Source organism: Pseudomonas parafulva NBRC 16636 = DSM 17004 (assembly GCF_000730645.1).
GTDB classification, from domain to species: domain Bacteria; phylum Pseudomonadota; class Gammaproteobacteria; order Pseudomonadales; family Pseudomonadaceae; genus Aquipseudomonas; species Aquipseudomonas parafulva.
In genome coordinates this window covers 117017-132892 of sequence record NZ_BBIU01000006.1, presented here as the reverse complement: position 1 = coordinate 132892, position 15876 = coordinate 117017, and the positions used below count along the sequence as shown (strand labels likewise).

Sequence of the window (15876 nt, the reverse complement as noted above, 5' to 3'; positions counted from 1 at the left end):
GCGCTCTCCTGTCTGGGGAGCGCAGTGTAGGCGCAACGCGGGGTGTGTTCCAGAGCGCTTCAGTCGGCTCTCTTGCGGATCCAGTACAGGAAGGTGCCAGCCTCTTCCTGTTGCTGCAGCAGTTCGTGGCCAAGAAAGTTGCAGAACTTGGGGATGTCGCGGCGCGTGGAGGGGTCGGTGGCGATGACCTTGAGCAGGCCGCCTGCGGCCAGATCACGCACGTGCTGGTGCAGCATCATCACCGGTTCCGGGCAATTCAGGCCCGTGGCGTCGAGGGTGGCATCAGGGGTGAAGTCGGTCATGGAGGGCTCCGCAAAATGATTGCCATTGTCGCGCATTGTTCGGTGTGTACCAAGCTGGATGGTGGCCGCCTCGATAATGCTTTTGCCTGCGAGACCGAGCGCCACCACTTGAGCCAAGGCATGCCCGTGGTTGCCATCACCGGCGCGGTTTCAGATCCAACCGGCGCAAGTGACAGGTCACCTCCTCACGGTCATGGTAAAGCTGCTTGCAAGCAATCGACACCCTCACCTTGCTCGCCTTGAACGTTGCCTCCATCCGATCCAGCAACCGCCGCACCTCTGCATACCGCTGTTTCATCGGCAACTTGAGGTTGACTACCGCCTCCCGACACAGCCCTTCCCCTAACCACGTCTCGATCAGCGAAGTGGTTCGCGCCGGCTTCTCGACGATGTCACACACCATCCAGTCCACCGTCTGCTTCGGCCGCCAGGTGAAACCATCGGCCATCAAATGCTGCACCAGCCCCGTGTCCATGAGGCTTTCTGCCATAGGCCCGTTATCGATGGCCGTGACCAGCATGCCCCGTCGCACCAGCTGATACGTCCAGCCGCCAGGCGAAGCACCCAGGTCCACCCCCGTCATGTCGTCGCCCAGGCGCTGCTCCCACTGGTCCCGCGGGATGAACTGGTGCCAGGCTTCTTCCAGCTTCAACGTCGAACGGCTGGGCGCCTCGCGGGGGAACTTCAGGCGCGGGATGCCCATTGGCCAAAGCGCGCTGTTGGCAGGCGGTGCACTCCCGGCAAACACCCGTCGGCCGCTGATGAAGGTCAGCAGCAAGCGCGGGCGTGAGGTGTCCTCGACCAGCCGCCCAGCCTTCTCCAGCGCCTTGCGCAACGGCGCCTCGAACTTGCGGCAGAACGTGGACAGCTCCTTGCCGTCATTGCTGTCCAGCACTTCCAGCCAAAGGCTGCCGAACACCGGCTGGCCCGCCAGTTGCTCCAGCAGCACACTGATGCGGTCGGTTTCCGGCAACTCGATGTACCCACCACATGCCCACTGCCGCGCAAAGATCAGTTGGCTGAAGCGCAGCGCGCCCATCAGCCGCTCGGCAGCGCCCGCCTCGCTACAGACGAACTCGGCGCAGGCGCCATGCGCCTTGCCCTTGGCGTAACCGGCAATGCCCACACGGGCAGCATGCTCGCTGATCTCGGCGCACACCTCGCCCTCGAAACCGGGCCGGCAATGCATGAACAGGGTATTCATCTCTCACTCCACGACGGCTGGCGCACCCAAGGCGCCGGCAGGGCCGCGATGATAAAGGAAGTTCGGAACCTGCGACATGCCCCGTCGGTCCAGAAAAGGGTCAGGTAACGCAAACCGGACTAACCTGACCATTCAGCCAGGCCCGTGCCGTGCGGGCTGGTACACAGCGGTGCTACCGGCAACCCTTTGAGTCGTTGCCCGGCACCGGCGCAGAAGGAGTTGGCAATGCCCTCGCTCGATAGCCTGAAAACCCTCAAGCCGCTACAAGTCGGCAACCAGACCTACCACTATTTCAGCCTTGCCGAGGCCGCCCGCCAGTTGGGTGACCTGCAGCGCCTGCCCATGTCGCTGAAAGTGCTGCTGGAAAACCTGCTGCGCTGGGAGGACGGCAAAACCGTCACCCGTGACGACCTGCAAGCGCTGGCCCAGTGGCTGACCGAGCGCCGCTCGGACCGCGAAATCCAGTACCGCCCGGCCCGCGTGCTGATGCAGGACTTTACCGGCGTCCCTGCAGTGGTCGACCTGGCCGCCATGCGCGCGGCCATGGCCAAGGCCGGCGGTGACCCGCAACGCATCAACCCGCTGTCGCCAGTGGACCTGGTTATCGACCACTCGGTGATGGTCGACCACTACGGCACTGCACAGGCTTTCGGCGAAAACGTCGACATCGAAATGCAGCGCAACGGCGAGCGCTACGCATTCCTGCGCTGGGGCCAAAGTGCCTTCGACAACTTCAGCGTGGTACCACCGGGCACCGGTATCTGCCACCAGGTCAACCTTGAATACCTGGGCCGTACGGTCTGGACCCGCGAGGCGGACGGCCGTACCTACGCGTTCCCCGACACGCTGGTGGGCACCGACTCGCACACCACCATGATCAATGGCCTGGGCGTGCTGGGCTGGGGTGTGGGCGGCATCGAAGCGGAAGCGGCGATGCTCGGCCAGCCGGTATCGATGCTGATACCGCAGGTGATTGGCTTCAAGCTGACCGGCAAGCTGCGCGAAGGCATCACCGCCACCGACCTGGTGCTGACGGTGACCCAAATGCTGCGCAAGAAAGGCGTGGTGGGCAAGTTCGTCGAATTCTACGGCGACGGCTTGGCCGAGTTGCCCCTGGCCGACCGTGCAACCATCGCCAACATGGCACCGGAATACGGCGCCACATGCGGTTTCTTCCCGGTGGATGATGTAACCCTGGATTACCTGAGGCTGTCGGGCCGGCCGGCTGCCACCGTGGAACTGGTGGAGCAATACTGCAAGGCCCAGGGGCTATGGCGCCTACCGGGCCAGGAACCGTTGTTCAGCGACACGCTGGCCCTGGACATGCATGATGTGGAATCCAGCCTGGCAGGGCCCAAGCGCCCGCAGGATCGGGTAGCACTGGGCCAGGTCAGCCAGGCCTTCGATCACTTCATCGAACTGCAGCCCAAACCGCTTGCCCGCGAAGTCGGGCGGCTGGAGAGCGAGGGCGGCGGCGGCGTGGCCGTTGGCAATGCCGACCAGGCCGGTGAAATCGACTACAGCCACCAAGGGCAAACCCACACACTGCGCGATGGCGCGGTGGTCATTGCGGCCATCACCTCGTGTACCAACACGTCCAACCCCAGCGTCATGATGGCTGCAGGCCTGGTTGCCAAAAAGGCCCTGGAAAAAGGCCTGCAACGCAAGCCGTGGGTCAAGAGCTCGCTGGCCCCTGGTTCGAAGGTGGTCACGGAGTACTTCCACGCGGCCGGGCTTACGCCCTACCTCGACGAACTGGGCTTCGACCTGGTGGGCTATGGCTGCACCACCTGCATCGGTAACTCCGGGCCGCTGGACGAACCGATTGAAAAAGCCATTGCCAACGCCGACCTGACCGTCGCCTCGGTGCTGTCGGGCAATCGCAACTTCGAAGGCAGGGTGCACCCACTGGTCAAGACCAACTGGCTGGCCTCCCCGCCCCTTGTGGTGGCCTATGCCCTGGCTGGCAGTGTGCGTGTGGACCTGACCAAGGACCCGCTGGGCACCGACAAGCATGGCCAACCTGTCTACCTGAAGGACATCTGGCCCACCCAGCAGGAAGTGGCTGCTGCGGTAGCCAAGGTCGATACCGCGATGTTCCACAAGGAGTACGCCGAGGTGTTTGCCGGCGATGCACAGTGGCAGGCCATCGAAGTGCCGCAGGCTGCGACCTATGTGTGGCAACACGACTCCACCTATATCCAGCACCCGCCCTTCTTCGAGGGGATCGAGGGGCCCGCTCCGCAGATCACCGACATCCGTGGCGCACGCATACTGGCGCTGTTGGGCGACTCGGTCACCACCGACCACATCTCGCCCGCGGGCAACATCAAGGCCGACAGCCCGGCAGGGCGTTATTTGCGTGACAAAGGGGTGGAACCCAGGGATTTCAACTCCTACGGATCGCGCCGCGGCAACCACGAAGTGATGATGCGGGGCACCTTTGCCAATATCCGCATCCGCAATGAAATGCTTGGCGGCGAGGAAGGTGGTAACACCTTGCACGTACCCACGGGCGAGAAACTGTCTATCTACGATGCCGCCATGCGTTACCAGCAGGAGGGCACACCGCTGGTGGTGATTGCCGGCCAGGAGTACGGCACTGGTTCCAGCCGCGACTGGGCGGCCAAAGGCACCAACCTGCTTGGGGTCAAGGCTGTGCTTGCCGAGAGCTTCGAGCGTATCCACCGCTCGAACCTGGTCGGCATGGGCGTGCTCCCGCTGCAGTTCAAGGCTGGGCACGACCGCAAGCAGCTGTGCCTCACCGGCAAGGAACAGATCGAGCTAACCGGCCTGGCAGGTGTGCAGATTCATCCCGGCATGAGCTTGCCACTGCGCATCACCCGCGAGGATGGGCAACAGCTGGACATCGAGGTGTTGTGCCGCATCGACACCCTCAATGAAGTGGAATACTTCAAGGCCGGCGGCATTCTGCATTACGTGTTGCGCCAACTCATAGCGGCGTGAAGGCAATGGGGCATCTGCGCCTTCCGCGCAGGTGCCCCGACATTCAACGCAATGAATAGTTCACCGAGCCATCACTTAAACGCAATAAAAAGCGCGTTATTGCGGCTATCAGCTGCGAACTTTCACGTTCGGTAATTCAAGTGCTTCACTGGCGTATTGCCTTGGATCAACCCCTGCAAATATTCCCTCAACAAAACACGCGGCGTGCCGATAGCCCTCCAAAGCCCCGCGGACATCCAAGCCATGCGTAACAACCAGCCGATTACCCAGAGAGAACGGACTTTCCCTGCCAAGCAGCGGTTGATCTCCACCACCAATGCCAAAGGCGTTATTACCTACTGCAACGATGCGTTCATCGAAATCAGCGGTTTTACCCGCGATGAGCTGATGGGTGCGCCGCATAACCTGGTCCGTCACCCCGACGTGCCGCCCGCCGTCTTTGCCCACATGTGGCAAACCCTCAAGCAGGGCCAGCCCTGGATGGGTATCGTCAAGAACCGCTGCAAGACCGGCGACCATTACTGGGTCAATGCCTATGTCACACCGGTTTTCGAAAACAACGAGGTTGTCGGTTTCGAATCGGTCAGGGTCAAGCCGACCGCTGAGCAGATCCGCCGCGCCGAGGCGTTGTACAAGCGCATCAACCAGGGCAAACCCGCAGTTCCGCGCCGCGACCGCTGGCTGCCGGTGCTGCAGGACTGGCTGCCGTTCATTCTGATCAGCCAGATCGGCTTCCTGATTGGCATATGGCTGGGCCACTCCTGGGGCTTCGCGTTGGCTGCGGCGCTTTCCGTGCCCCTGGGCCTGCTGGGCCTGACCTGGCAGCAGCGCGGGCTCAAGCGCCTGCTGCGCCTGGCTGAACAGACCACGTCCGATCCACTGATCGCGCAAATGTACACCGACAGCCGCGGGGTGCAGGCACGCCTGGAAATGGCCATGCTGAGCCAGGACGCACGGATGAAAACCTGCCTGACACGCCTGCAGGATACCGCCGAGCACTTGAGCGATCAGGCGCGTCAATCCGATGTACTGGCACACAAGAGCTCTTCGGGGCTGGAACGCCAGCGGGTGGAAACCGAGCAGGTTGCTGCCGCCGTCAACCAGATGGCCGCAACCACCCAGGAAGTGGCCAACCACGTGCAACGCACCGCCGATGCCACCCAGGAGGCCAACCGCCTTACTGGCCAGGGTCGGCAGATTGCGGGTGAAACCCGTGAAGCTATCGAGCGCCTGTCGGCGGCAGTTGGCGAAACCGGGCAGACCGTGACTCAGCTGGCCAAGGACAGCGACGAGATCGGCGGCGTGGTGGATGTGATCAAAGGCATTGCCGACCAGACCAACCTGCTGGCCCTCAACGCTGCCATCGAGGCAGCGCGCGCGGGTGAGATGGGGCGTGGTTTCGCGGTGGTCGCCGATGAGGTGCGCCAGTTGGCCCAGCGTACCGCCGAGTCCACTGGGCAGATCCACAGCCTGATCGCCAAGCTGCAACAGACCGCCAGCAATGCCGTCACCACCATGGAAAGCGGCCACCGTCAGGCGCAGGAGGGGGTGGATCGTGTGATGCAGGCCGACGAGGCACTGGTGGGCATCAGTGAGGCGGTGGCCAACATCACCGACATGGCCACACAGATTGCTGCCGCAACCGAAGAACAGACCGCAGTGGCCGACGAAATCAGCCGCAACATCAGCACCATTGCCGACCTGGCTGACCAAACGGCCGAGCAGGCGCAACATTCGGCGCTGTTGAGCGAGGAGCTGAACACCACTGCCGGCAGCCAGTATTCGCTGGTGGAGCGGTTCAACCGCTGATTCCGGTGCCTCAGGCGCCCGTTATCGGGCGCCCCTGCAGGCGTTACCAGTCGAGTTGCAGACGGCTCTGGAAATAGCGTTCCTCGCCAGAAAGCGGGTCGACAAAACGCAAGCTCTGAGCCAATAGCTTCAGCGGTTGCTGGTAATCATCTTCGACAGTGCGCAGGTGGGGGTAGAAAGGATCGTTGCTGATACCCGCCCCCAACGCGGCCATGTGAACCCGCAGTTGGTGGGTCTTGCCAGTTACCGGGGACAGGCCGTAGCGCCATAGCCCGCCATTCTTTTCCAGCACCTCAGCCACGGTTTCGCTGTTGGCCTGCCCGTCCACCTCATGCATGCGGAAAAACGGCTCACCGTGCTCCAGACGGCTTTTATGCACCAGCGGAAAGCTGTGCTGCGGCATGGCGGCGGCAATGGCCTGATAGCGTTTTTCGATACGCCGCTCAGGGAACAGCCGCTGGTAGGCGCTGCGGGAGTTCGGGTTGGCAGAAAACAGCACCAGGCCCGCAGTATGGCGGTCTATCCGGTGCAACGGGACCAGGTTCGGATTGCCGAGGCGGCGGATCAAGCGGCGCAGCAGCGTTTGCTCCACGTATTCGCCGCCAGGTGTCACGGGCAGAAAATGCGGTTTGTCGGCCACCACAAGGTGTTCGTCAGCATGCAGCACCACTTCCTGGGCAGGGATGACCCGCTCATTGGGCACCTCGCGAAAATAATGCAGGCGCATGCCCCGCTTGTACGGCAGGCTGGCCGCTACCGGCCGCCCCTGCGCATCCAGCACCCGGCCCCGGGCAAAACGGTCGAGCCACTGGCTACGGTCGATGGCCTTGAAGTGATCGCACAAGCAGTCGAGCACGGTTGTCCAGCCCCCCGGTGGCAAGCACACCGTGCTGGCTTGCTGCTGGGCGGGGTCGAAGGGCGTGGTCATGGCATGGCTCGAAGCGGGTAAGGCCGCGCATTATCCCCCATGCCTGCGCTGTCAGCCAGCCTGGGCCAACGCCTCGCTGCGTGCCTTCAACCACCGCAACACCTGCACGGGCTCCCAGCGCCCCGGGTCGTAAAGGGCGTACAGCAGCCCCTCATAACCCACCACATCGAGGCCACGGTGGTACCCCGCACGCTGGAACAAGGCCTCGATCTCGGCAAAACAGGTATTGAAATGCACTTTGCCAAAAGGCGTGAGGTTTTCGGTCACCAGCCCTTCGAGGCGCAGTTCCAGGACAGCGTCGGCCACCCGCTCGACAGGCATGCGGTTGACGCTGTACTTCAATTGCTCGACGTTGAGCATGGATTTACCTCAATACTGTATTTATATACAGCATACGAACATCCCTCTGTGGTCGTCAATGCACCTTATTGCAGGCCGGGCAGGTAACCGCTGCCTTTGCGAATGGTCAACACCTGCCGCCTTGGCGCACCACGGCTGACTGACAGGTGCACCCACTTGTCGAACTCCAGAATCAGCTGGTCGAACCCAATGGTGCTGTCGCAGATGCGTTGTACAGTTTCACGGGGGCATACCTCGATGACCGTGAAATCGGCCGCCAGCCCCTGCACATGCTGGCTTTTGGCGGAGCCACCAATCAGCGTGTTAAGGCGCTCGCTGCGGTAGCCACTGCTAATGATGATGGGGGCGTCGAACAGGGCGCGCACCTGCTCGAGGGTGTTGCACAGCAGCTTGAGGTTGTCGACCACAGGGCCTGGCGGGGTGTTGTCGAACCCGTCCCGGGCGGCTAGCTGGGACACGATCATTTCCCTTAGGGTGAAGTGCGGGGTAAGCAGCATGACAGGCGATTCCGATGAAGGTTGACCAGGTCGGCACCCGTGTGCCGCCGACCAATCATTCACCTATCACCGCCCACTTGGAGCAGGGTCAGGGATCCTCCAGGGGCCTCATTGCTCCAGGAAAGCCACGACCTGTTCGGCATCGAATGGCCAGTGCAACTCCCCCCCGTTGTCGCAACGGCGCAACACGGGGATGACCAGACCGTAGCGCTCGAACAGCACCTCGTTGTCGGCAATGTCCACCAGTTCGACCAACAGGCCATGGTCGACGAAAGGCATCAGCACAGCCTCCGCCACCTCGCACAGGTGGCAGCCAAGGGTGCCGAACAATTGGCATTCAGGCAGCATGGGGCGGGCTCCGTTGCATGTGCAGAGCGCTATTCTAGGCCGTTAACGCTGCCCCTGCACCCGAACCTGATCAATCCTGGGTAGTGGCGCCAATGCGGTGCAGCGACAGGTCAGCCCCCTCGAATTCCTGCTCGTGGCTCAAGCGCAAGCCAAGCACGGCGCGCACCGTGCCATACACCGCAAACCCACCAGCCAGCGCCACCAGCACCCCGGCCAGGGTACCCAACAGCTGGCTCCACAGGCTGACACCGCCCAAACCACCCAACGCGGTCTGGCCGAAGATGCCACACGCCACCCCGCCCCAGACCCCACACAGGCCGTGCAAGGGCCACACGCCCAGTACGTCATCGATCTTCCAGCGGTTCTGCGCGGCGGTGAAGGTCCAGACGAACAGCACACCGGCCACCAGGCCGGTCGCCAGTGCACCGGCCGGGTGCATCACGTCAGAACCCGCACAGATGGCAACCAGCCCCGCCAGCGGCCCGTTATGCAGGAACCCTGGGTCATTGCGCCCGGCGAGCAGTGCCGACAAGGTGCCACCCACCATGGCCATCAGCGAGTTGATCGCCACCAGCCCGCTGACCCCTTGCAGCGTCTGAGCACTCATCACATTGAAGCCGAACCAGCCGATGATCAGAATCCACGAGCCCAGCGCCAGGAACGGTATGCTGGAAGGCGCAAATGCCACCAGGCGGCCGTCCCGATAACGCCCACGGCGTGGCCCCAACAGCACGACTGCGGCCAGTGCCAGCCAGCCGCCCATGGCATGCACCACGATGGAGCCGGCGAAATCGTGAAAGGGTGCAGCAAACCGGGCCTGCAGCCAAGCCTGTACACCGAGATTGCCATTCCAGACCATGCCTTCGAAGAACGGGTAGACGAATGCCACGATCACTGCCGTGGCGCACAACTGCGGTACAAACCGTGCCCGCTCAGCGATACCGCCCGAAATGATTGCCGGGATCGCAGCAGCAAAGGTCAAAAGGAAGAAACACTTGACCAGCGCATACCCCTGGTCGGCGGCGAGCGCGGCCGCCGGCTGGAAAAAACCCACGCCGTAGGCTATCCAGTAACCGATGAAGAAGTACACCAGCGCTGAAACGGCGAAGTCGCTAAGGATCTTTGACAATGCGTTGACCTGGTTCTTGTAACGCACCGTGCCCACTTCAAGAAACGCGAAGCCGGCGTGCATGGCCAGCACCAGAATGGCCCCCATCAGAATGAACAGGGTGTTGGAACCGTGGACCAGTGAGTCCATCGCGCTGAGCGGATTTTCCATGAAGTTGGCAGACCTGCGAAAAAGCACCAGGACAGCTCATGGGGCCGCAGGCATGCACCATCACGGTGCCGGGATGGTCCATTTCCAGAAAATGGACCCGCGCTGCGAAGTTGCCCATGGCTGCTAAGGTGGCTTGGGTTAAGGTTTAGCGTCAGGGCCTCGAACGGGCGCCCCTGATCGGCGCAAACAGGGCTTGCAGCGCACCATGGCGAAGCAGCCCTCGGGCAAACCCTAAGCAAAGCTCATACCAGCTGACGCACTTGAACCTTCGGGTGTGCCATCACTCGAAGTACCATCATTGATTGACAGGGAGAGACACATGGCCAGCAAATCGGCGAAGCATGCCCAAGAAGTACTGATGGCTGACTTCCAGGCCTTGGTGCGCGACACGGAAAAGTTGCTGGCCGACACTGCCAACCTGGCAGGCGACCAGGCTGACGAATTGCGCGAGCAGATCCATGAGCGTCTGGCCCAGGCCCGCGAAACCCTGCACGAGACCCAGGAGTCGGTGCGTGAGCGTGGTGAAGCAGCGCTCGGCACAGCTGAACTGTATGTTCAGGAAAAGCCCTGGCACGCTATCGGCATCGCCGCGGGCGTGGGGCTGTTGATCGGCTTGCTGGCCAACCGGCGTTAAGGGGTCTACATGGACAATGATGCTGTAGGTGCCGGCGCCGCAGGTCGGCGCCTGGGTGCCGCCATCCTCGGGCTTTTGCATAACCACATCGAACTGCTCGGCATTGAACTGCAAGAGCAGAAAGGCCGTACGTTGCGCCTGTTGCTGTTCGCAGGCCTGGCCTTGGTATTTGCGTTGTTGCTGCTCACGGCCCTCTCCGGCCTGCTACTGGTATTGCTGTGGGACAGTTATCGCCTGGCCGGCATCATCGGCCTGTGCGTGTTCTACGGCCTGGCAGCGGTCTACTGCGGCCTGCGCCTGAAGGCCGCGGTGTTCGATGAATCGTCGCCTTTCCATGCCACCCTCGAAGAACTTGCCAAGGACAGGGAGCGCCTTCTGCCATGAACCTGCCAGAACTGCCCACCTCGCGAAACCCGAAAGAATTGCGTAAGGCGTTGTTGCGCTTGCGCATGGAGATGAATCGCCAGGAAATTCGCCACGAAACCGGCCAACTGCTTGAGCCGGTACGGCGCATGCGCGGCATGGGCGGCTCGCTGCAGGCAGGCCTTGGCATCAAGCATGCACCGTTGTGGGGTATCGGCGCAGTCGTCGCGCTGGGCTTTCTGACCGGCAAGGGTGTTCGCAGCGGCAGCCTGCCACGCCTCGTACGCCTGGGCACCAGCTTGTTGCCGTTGGTGCGCCTTTACCTTCAGGGTAATCGCCGCGCCTGAAGGCCCGACATACGCACATCCCCTAAGCCTGCGGCCTTGCACGGCCGCCGGCAGCGCGTATGCTTGCCCTTTGGACTCACAGGAGACCGCGCCTTGGACTGGCATACCCTGCTCACCCGCGAACGCCTGGGCAAAGCCCAGTACAGTGCCGATGAACTTGGCCGAAGCCCCTTCCACAAAGACCACGATCGCATCACCTTCTCTGGCGCATTCCGCCGCTTGGGGCGCAAAACCCAAGTTCATCCGGTCACCAGCAACGATCATATCCACACGCGTCTTACCCACTCGCTGGAAGTCAGCTGCGTGGGCCGTTCACTGGGTATGCGCGTAGGCGAAACCTTGCGCAACAGCCTGCCGGACTGGTGTGCCCCCAGCGACCTGGGGATGATCGTGCAGTCAGCCTGCCTGGCCCATGACATCGGCAACCCACCGTTCGGCCACTCAGGCGAAGATGCCATCCGCCACTGGTTCCAGCAGGCCGCAGGGCGCGGCTGGCTGGACGACATGAGCGATGACGAGCGCGCCGACTTTCTCAACTTCGAAGGTAACGCCCAAGGCTTCCGGGTGTTGACCCAGCTGGAATATCACCAGTTCGACGGCGGCACCCGCCTTACTTACGCCACGCTCGGCACCTACCTCAAGTACCCTTGGAGCGCTCGCCACGCCGACGCCCTGGGTTACAAAAAGCATAAATTCGGCAGCTACCAAAGCGAACTGCCCTTGCTCGAGCAAATTGCGCGCAAACTGGGTTTGCCACTGCTTGAGGACCAACGCTGGGCACGCCACCCGCTGGTTTACCTGATGGAAGCGGCCGACGACATCTGCTATGGGCTGATCGACCTGGAAGACGGCCTGGAGATGGACTTGCTGCAGTACGCAGAGGTAGAAGCCCTGCTGCTGGACCTGGTGGGCAATGACCTGCCAGAAACCTATCGGCAGCTGGGGCCGAATGACTCCCGTCGGCGCAAGCTGGCGATCCTGCGCGGCAAAGCCATCGAGCACCTGACCAACGCCGCAGCCTACGCCTTTGTCGAACAACAGCAGGCGCTGCTGGCCGGTCGCCTGCCTGGCGATCTGGTCGAGCACATGCATGGCCCAGCCCAACGCTGCGTGCTGCAGGCAAAGGCGATGGCGCGCAACAAGATATTCCAGGATAAACGCAAGACGCTGCACGAAATCGGTGCCTATACCACGCTCGAAATTCTGCTCAATGCCTTCTGTGGGGCCGCGCTTGAGCAGCATGGTGGGCGCAGCCCTTCCTTCAAGAGCCGCCGCGTGCTGGACCTGCTGGGCAGCAACGCCCCCGACCCTCATGGCTCGCTGTATGGCGCTTTCTTGCGCATGATCGACTTCATCGCCGGCATGACGGACAGCTACGCCAGCGAAATGGCACGGGAGATGACGGGGCGCTCTGGCCCGCCGTAAGGCAGGGCCCCTGCGGCGTGGCACGGCCATGCCGCAGGCTCCAGCTGGGAAACTTCCTACAACTTGAGCGTACTATTAAACATCGAGCATAAATCCCAATGAAAAGTTACCAAACACCTTTTGACTTCCTCCATTAATCGGCTGTTACGTAGCCTCTTTTGTTTTATCCTGTAAGCCGTTTCCCATAAACAAAGAATGGGCAATCCTCACGTTACCCACGACTTCCATCTGCGATAAGGTGCCGCCTGTCACCCTCATAGAACGCAGGGAAGTTGAACATGCACTCCATATTTATCGTCGACGATCATCCCGTCATCCGGTTGGCCGTTCGTATGCTGCTGGAAAACCAGAATTACCGGGTCGTCGGGGAATCGGACAACGGCGTCGACGCCATGCAGATGATTCGTGAAACCACACCCGACCTGGTCATTCTCGACATCAGCATCCCCAAGCTTGACGGGCTGGAGGTGCTGGCGCGTTTTCAGTCCATGGCACTGCCCTTGAAGGTGCTGGTTCTCACTGCGCAATCACCTGCACTGTTTGCCGTGCGCTGCATGCACTCCGGCGCGGCTGGGTACGTGTGCAAGCAAGAAGACCTGGGGGAATTGCTCAGCGCAATCAAGGCGGTGCTGGCAGGCTATAACTATTTCCCCAGCCAGGCGATCAAATACCCCCACACTGGCGATAACGACCTTGAACTTCTGCGCCACGTCAATGACCGCGAGTTGATGGTATTGCAACTCTTCGCCCAGGGGCGCAGTAACAAGGACATTGCCAAGGGCATGTTTCTGAGCAGCAAAACTGTCAGCACCTATAAAAAGCGCCTGATGCACAAACTTCAAGTCAACACATTGGTCGACCTGATCGAAGTGGCCAAGCGCAACGCACTGGTCTGAGGGCAGCATGGTGCGCCTTCTCGCTTGCTGCCTGCTGCTCGTGCTCCTGCTGCCCGGCGCCCTGACCCAAGCTCAGCAGCGGGAGGTGGCGCCCTATACGCTGCTGGCACGGTCAACTGCACAGCCGGCGCAGCCGGCATTCACCCCTGAGCAGCAACAGTGGCTGCTCAGCCGCGACGAACTGGTGCTGGGTACCTCGGCACCCGACTACCCACCCTTTGACATCAGCAGCGGCGCCCGTGACTACCAGGGCCTCACTGCCGAGTATGCGAGCCTGATTGGCGACGCACTCGGGCTGCCGATCCGCGTCATGCGCTACCCGGACCGCCAAGCGGCCCTGCAGGCACTGAAGGATGGCGACATCGATCTACTGGGCAGTGCCAACGGTTACGACGCCGTCTATGGCGGGCTGCGGCTCTCCCATGCGTACGCCATCGACCAGCCCGTGCTGGTGACCCGTGAGGACGAGCAGCGCGCACTGGACACAGGGCTGGGGGGTATGCGGCTGGCCATGCTCTACCATTACCTGCCGCGCAAGGAAGTACTCAGCGCCTACCCCCAGGCGCAGCTCATGGCATTCGGGTCCACGAGCGAAGCACTCAACGCCGTGGCCTTCGGCCAAGCCGATGTGTTTATGGGTGATACCATTTCTACCCACTACCAACTCAGCCGTGGGCAACTGCCCCGTTTGCGCATGGCGAGCTTCAGCAAGCATGAAGCCCTCGGGTTCGGCTTCGCGCTGCGTCAGCAGGACGCACTGCTGCTAGGGTTGGTCAACGCTGTGCTGGACAACCAGCCCGCCGCCATTCGCTCGAGCATTTTCAAGCGCTGGAGCCCCGGCAGCGACCTGCTGCTCACCGATCGCAAGCTGCAGCTGACCAGTGCGCAAGCCCAATGGCTGAAGCGCCACCCCGTGATGCGTGTCACCGTAGATGACACCGCTGCCCCACTGTCGTACTTCGATGGGTCGGGGCATTTTCGCGGCATCACCGCCGACCTGCTCGAACTGATCAGCCTGCGCACCGGGCTGCGCTTTGAGGTTGAGCGCGCCAGCGGCATCGCCGACATGCTGTCCAGGATCAAGGATGGCCGTGCCGATGTGATTGCTGCACTGGCAACCGGTGGCCCGGCAGAAGGCGACTTGCTGATAAGCCGAGCCTACCTCGAAAGCACCTATGTGCTGGTCAATCGCAAGCAGAAGCAAGCCCCAATGTCACTGGACCAGATGCGCGGCAAGCGCATTGCAATCACCCGGTACAGCGGCCTGGACGACATGCTCTCGCGCTATTACCCGGAAATAGGCTGGGTGGAAACCGAGAGCCCATTCTATTCGATGGCGCTGCTCAACAGTGGCGCCGTCGATGCCGTCATTACCACCCTGATCGACGCCAACCATGCACTGGCAATCAACCCTGAGCTGGTCATCCGTACGACGGTTGGCCGCAACCCTGCCAGCTTCGCCATGGCGACCAGCGCCCCTTCGCAACTGTTGATCTCCATTCTGGACAAGGCACTGCTGAGCATCTCTCCAGAGGAACTGGGGGTCATCAACAACCGCTGGCGCGGCTACAGCCTGCAGGACGAAGGCAGCAGCGGGGAGTTGCGTCGGTTGGTCGTGCCGGTGGTACTGGCCAGTGCAGTGCTCCTGCTGCTCGCGCTGCTCTGGAATGCGCGGTTACGCTGCCAGATTCGCCAGTGCCAGCGTGCCGACCGGGCACTGAACGATCAGCTGGCGTTCATGCGGGCACTGCTCAACGGCACGCCACACCCCATGTATGTGCGCGATCGCAGCGGTTGCCTGCAAAGCTGTAACTACAGTTATCTCGAAGCGGTCCAGGCCAGCGCCGAAGAGGTAATCGGCAAGCAGCTCGAGAACAGCCTGTTCGCCGACTGCGAGCAGACCCGCCAGATCCAGGCGGATTACCGCAAGGTCATGGCGGCCGGCTCGCCGATGATCATGGACCGCCCGCTGCGCATTAAGGACCGGGAGATCACCATTTATCACTGGATTCTCCCCTACCGCGACTCCCTGGGCGAGGTCCAGGGGATCATTGGTGGGTGGATCGACATCAGTGACCGTCGCCAGTTGGTCAACGAATTGCGTCAGGCAAAGCAGCAGGCCGATGACGCAAACCGTGCCAAAAGCACCTTCCTGGCCACCATCAGCCATGAAATCCGCACACCCATGAACGCGAAGAAGTCGTCAACTTTTTGATTTAGAGAGAATCAAATTATCGCGTAACTAGTATGCAAAATTGGTTAAAAAACGATCATTAACCTCTGTTAAATCCGTGCATAACCCGTACTGCCTTCACCTTGTTTGTGTAGCCAACATCCTTCAAGCTCCATGTTTACTGGCTTTGCTGGAGCTCTGAACCAGTCCGAGCTAAGCAAAAGGCGTTTCCCTCCGTGAAATTGGTTTTCTCGTGAAATCCGTTCTGTCAAGAATTAGTTGACAGATGACTCTACCGAAGAGTAAAGTCCGCCGCCTACCCAGTAGGTAGACAGACAGCCGAA

General features: G+C 61.6%; 14 protein-coding genes and 1 pseudogene. 8 read left to right on the top strand and 7 right to left on the bottom strand.

Translation table 11 applies throughout. The annotated features are described in order from the left end of the window. Nucleotides 1-59: 59 nt before the first annotated feature. The gene (gene tusA, locus PPA02S_RS04955; protein WP_028632453.1) at nt 60-302 is read right to left on the bottom strand and encodes a sulfurtransferase TusA; all 243 of its coding nucleotides are present in this window, start codon (nt 300-302) and stop codon (nt 60-62) included. Nucleotides 303-438: 136 nt separating this feature from the next. Then, nucleotides 439-1506 (bottom strand): 23S rRNA (cytidine(2498)-2'-O)-methyltransferase RlmM, encoded by a 1068-nt coding sequence (gene rlmM, locus PPA02S_RS04950; protein ID WP_028632452.1) that lies wholly within the window; start codon nt 1504-1506, stop codon nt 439-441. 225 nt (nt 1507-1731) lie between these two features. Here rlmM and acnA point away from each other — a divergent pair, with 225 nt between their 5' ends. Further along, nucleotides 1732-4473 carry an aconitate hydratase AcnA gene (acnA, locus tag PPA02S_RS04945; RefSeq protein ID WP_028632451.1) on the top strand — a complete coding sequence of 914 codons (2742 nt, stop codon included), beginning with the start codon at nt 1732-1734 and terminating at the stop codon, nt 4471-4473. A 243-nt stretch (nt 4474-4716) separates the two neighbouring features. Further along, on the top strand, nt 4717-6282 hold the full coding sequence (locus tag PPA02S_RS04940; RefSeq protein WP_028632450.1) for a methyl-accepting chemotaxis protein: 1566 nt from the start codon (nt 4717-4719) through the stop codon (nt 6280-6282). A 43-nt stretch (nt 6283-6325) separates the two neighbouring features. Here the strand turns inward: PPA02S_RS04940 and PPA02S_RS04935 are convergent, their stop codons facing one another. From PPA02S_RS04935 to PPA02S_RS04915, 5 genes are all read right to left on the bottom strand, one after another. After that, nucleotides 6326-7210: a pseudouridine synthase gene (locus PPA02S_RS04935; RefSeq protein WP_028632449.1), complete on the bottom strand. Its 885-nt coding sequence runs from the start codon at nt 7208-7210 to the stop codon at nt 6326-6328. A gap of 51 nt (nt 7211-7261) precedes the next feature. Continuing rightward, nucleotides 7262-7570, bottom strand: coding sequence for a hypothetical protein (locus PPA02S_RS04930; protein WP_028632448.1), 309 nt, complete (start codon nt 7568-7570; stop codon nt 7262-7264). 65 nt (nt 7571-7635) lie between these two features. Next, the gene (locus PPA02S_RS04925; RefSeq protein WP_028632447.1) at nt 7636-8067 is read right to left on the bottom strand and encodes a D-Ala-D-Ala carboxypeptidase family metallohydrolase; all 432 of its coding nucleotides are present in this window, start codon (nt 8065-8067) and stop codon (nt 7636-7638) included. Between the two features lie 108 nt (nt 8068-8175). Beyond that, nucleotides 8176-8415: a glutaredoxin family protein gene (locus PPA02S_RS04920; RefSeq protein WP_028632446.1), complete on the bottom strand. Its 240-nt coding sequence runs from the start codon at nt 8413-8415 to the stop codon at nt 8176-8178. Nucleotides 8416-8485: 70 nt separating this feature from the next. Further along, a complete protein-coding gene (locus PPA02S_RS04915; protein WP_028632445.1) occupies nt 8486-9694 on the bottom strand; it encodes an ammonium transporter in 1209 nt (402 codons plus the stop codon). Between the two features lie 319 nt (nt 9695-10013). Between PPA02S_RS04915 and PPA02S_RS04910 the strand changes: the two genes are divergently transcribed. From PPA02S_RS04910 to PPA02S_RS04885, 6 genes and pseudogenes are all read left to right on the top strand, one after another. Beyond that, nucleotides 10014-10328 (top strand): ElaB/YgaM/YqjD family protein, encoded by a 315-nt coding sequence (locus PPA02S_RS04910; protein ID WP_028632444.1) that lies wholly within the window; start codon nt 10014-10016, stop codon nt 10326-10328. A 9-nt stretch (nt 10329-10337) separates the two neighbouring features. Next, nucleotides 10338-10712 carry a phage holin family protein gene (locus PPA02S_RS04905; protein WP_028632443.1) on the top strand — a complete coding sequence of 125 codons (375 nt, stop codon included), beginning with the start codon at nt 10338-10340 and terminating at the stop codon, nt 10710-10712. Further along, nucleotides 10709-11038, top strand: coding sequence for a hypothetical protein (locus PPA02S_RS04900; protein WP_028632442.1), 330 nt, complete (start codon nt 10709-10711; stop codon nt 11036-11038). Before PPA02S_RS04905 ends, PPA02S_RS04900 begins: the two co-directional genes overlap by 4 nt. Nucleotides 11039-11131: 93 nt before the next feature. Beyond that, entirely contained in the window at nt 11132-12463 is a 1332-nt protein-coding gene (locus tag PPA02S_RS04895; RefSeq protein ID WP_028632441.1) for a deoxyguanosinetriphosphate triphosphohydrolase, read from the top strand. A gap of 278 nt (nt 12464-12741) precedes the next feature. After that, a complete protein-coding gene (locus tag PPA02S_RS04890; RefSeq protein WP_028632440.1) occupies nt 12742-13359 on the top strand; it encodes a response regulator transcription factor in 618 nt (205 codons plus the stop codon). Nucleotides 13360-13366: 7 nt separating this feature from the next. Continuing rightward, a pseudogene (locus PPA02S_RS04885) lies at nt 13367-15553 on the top strand (transporter substrate-binding domain-containing protein); the annotation flags it as partial. Nucleotides 15554-15876: the final 323 nt, after the last annotated feature.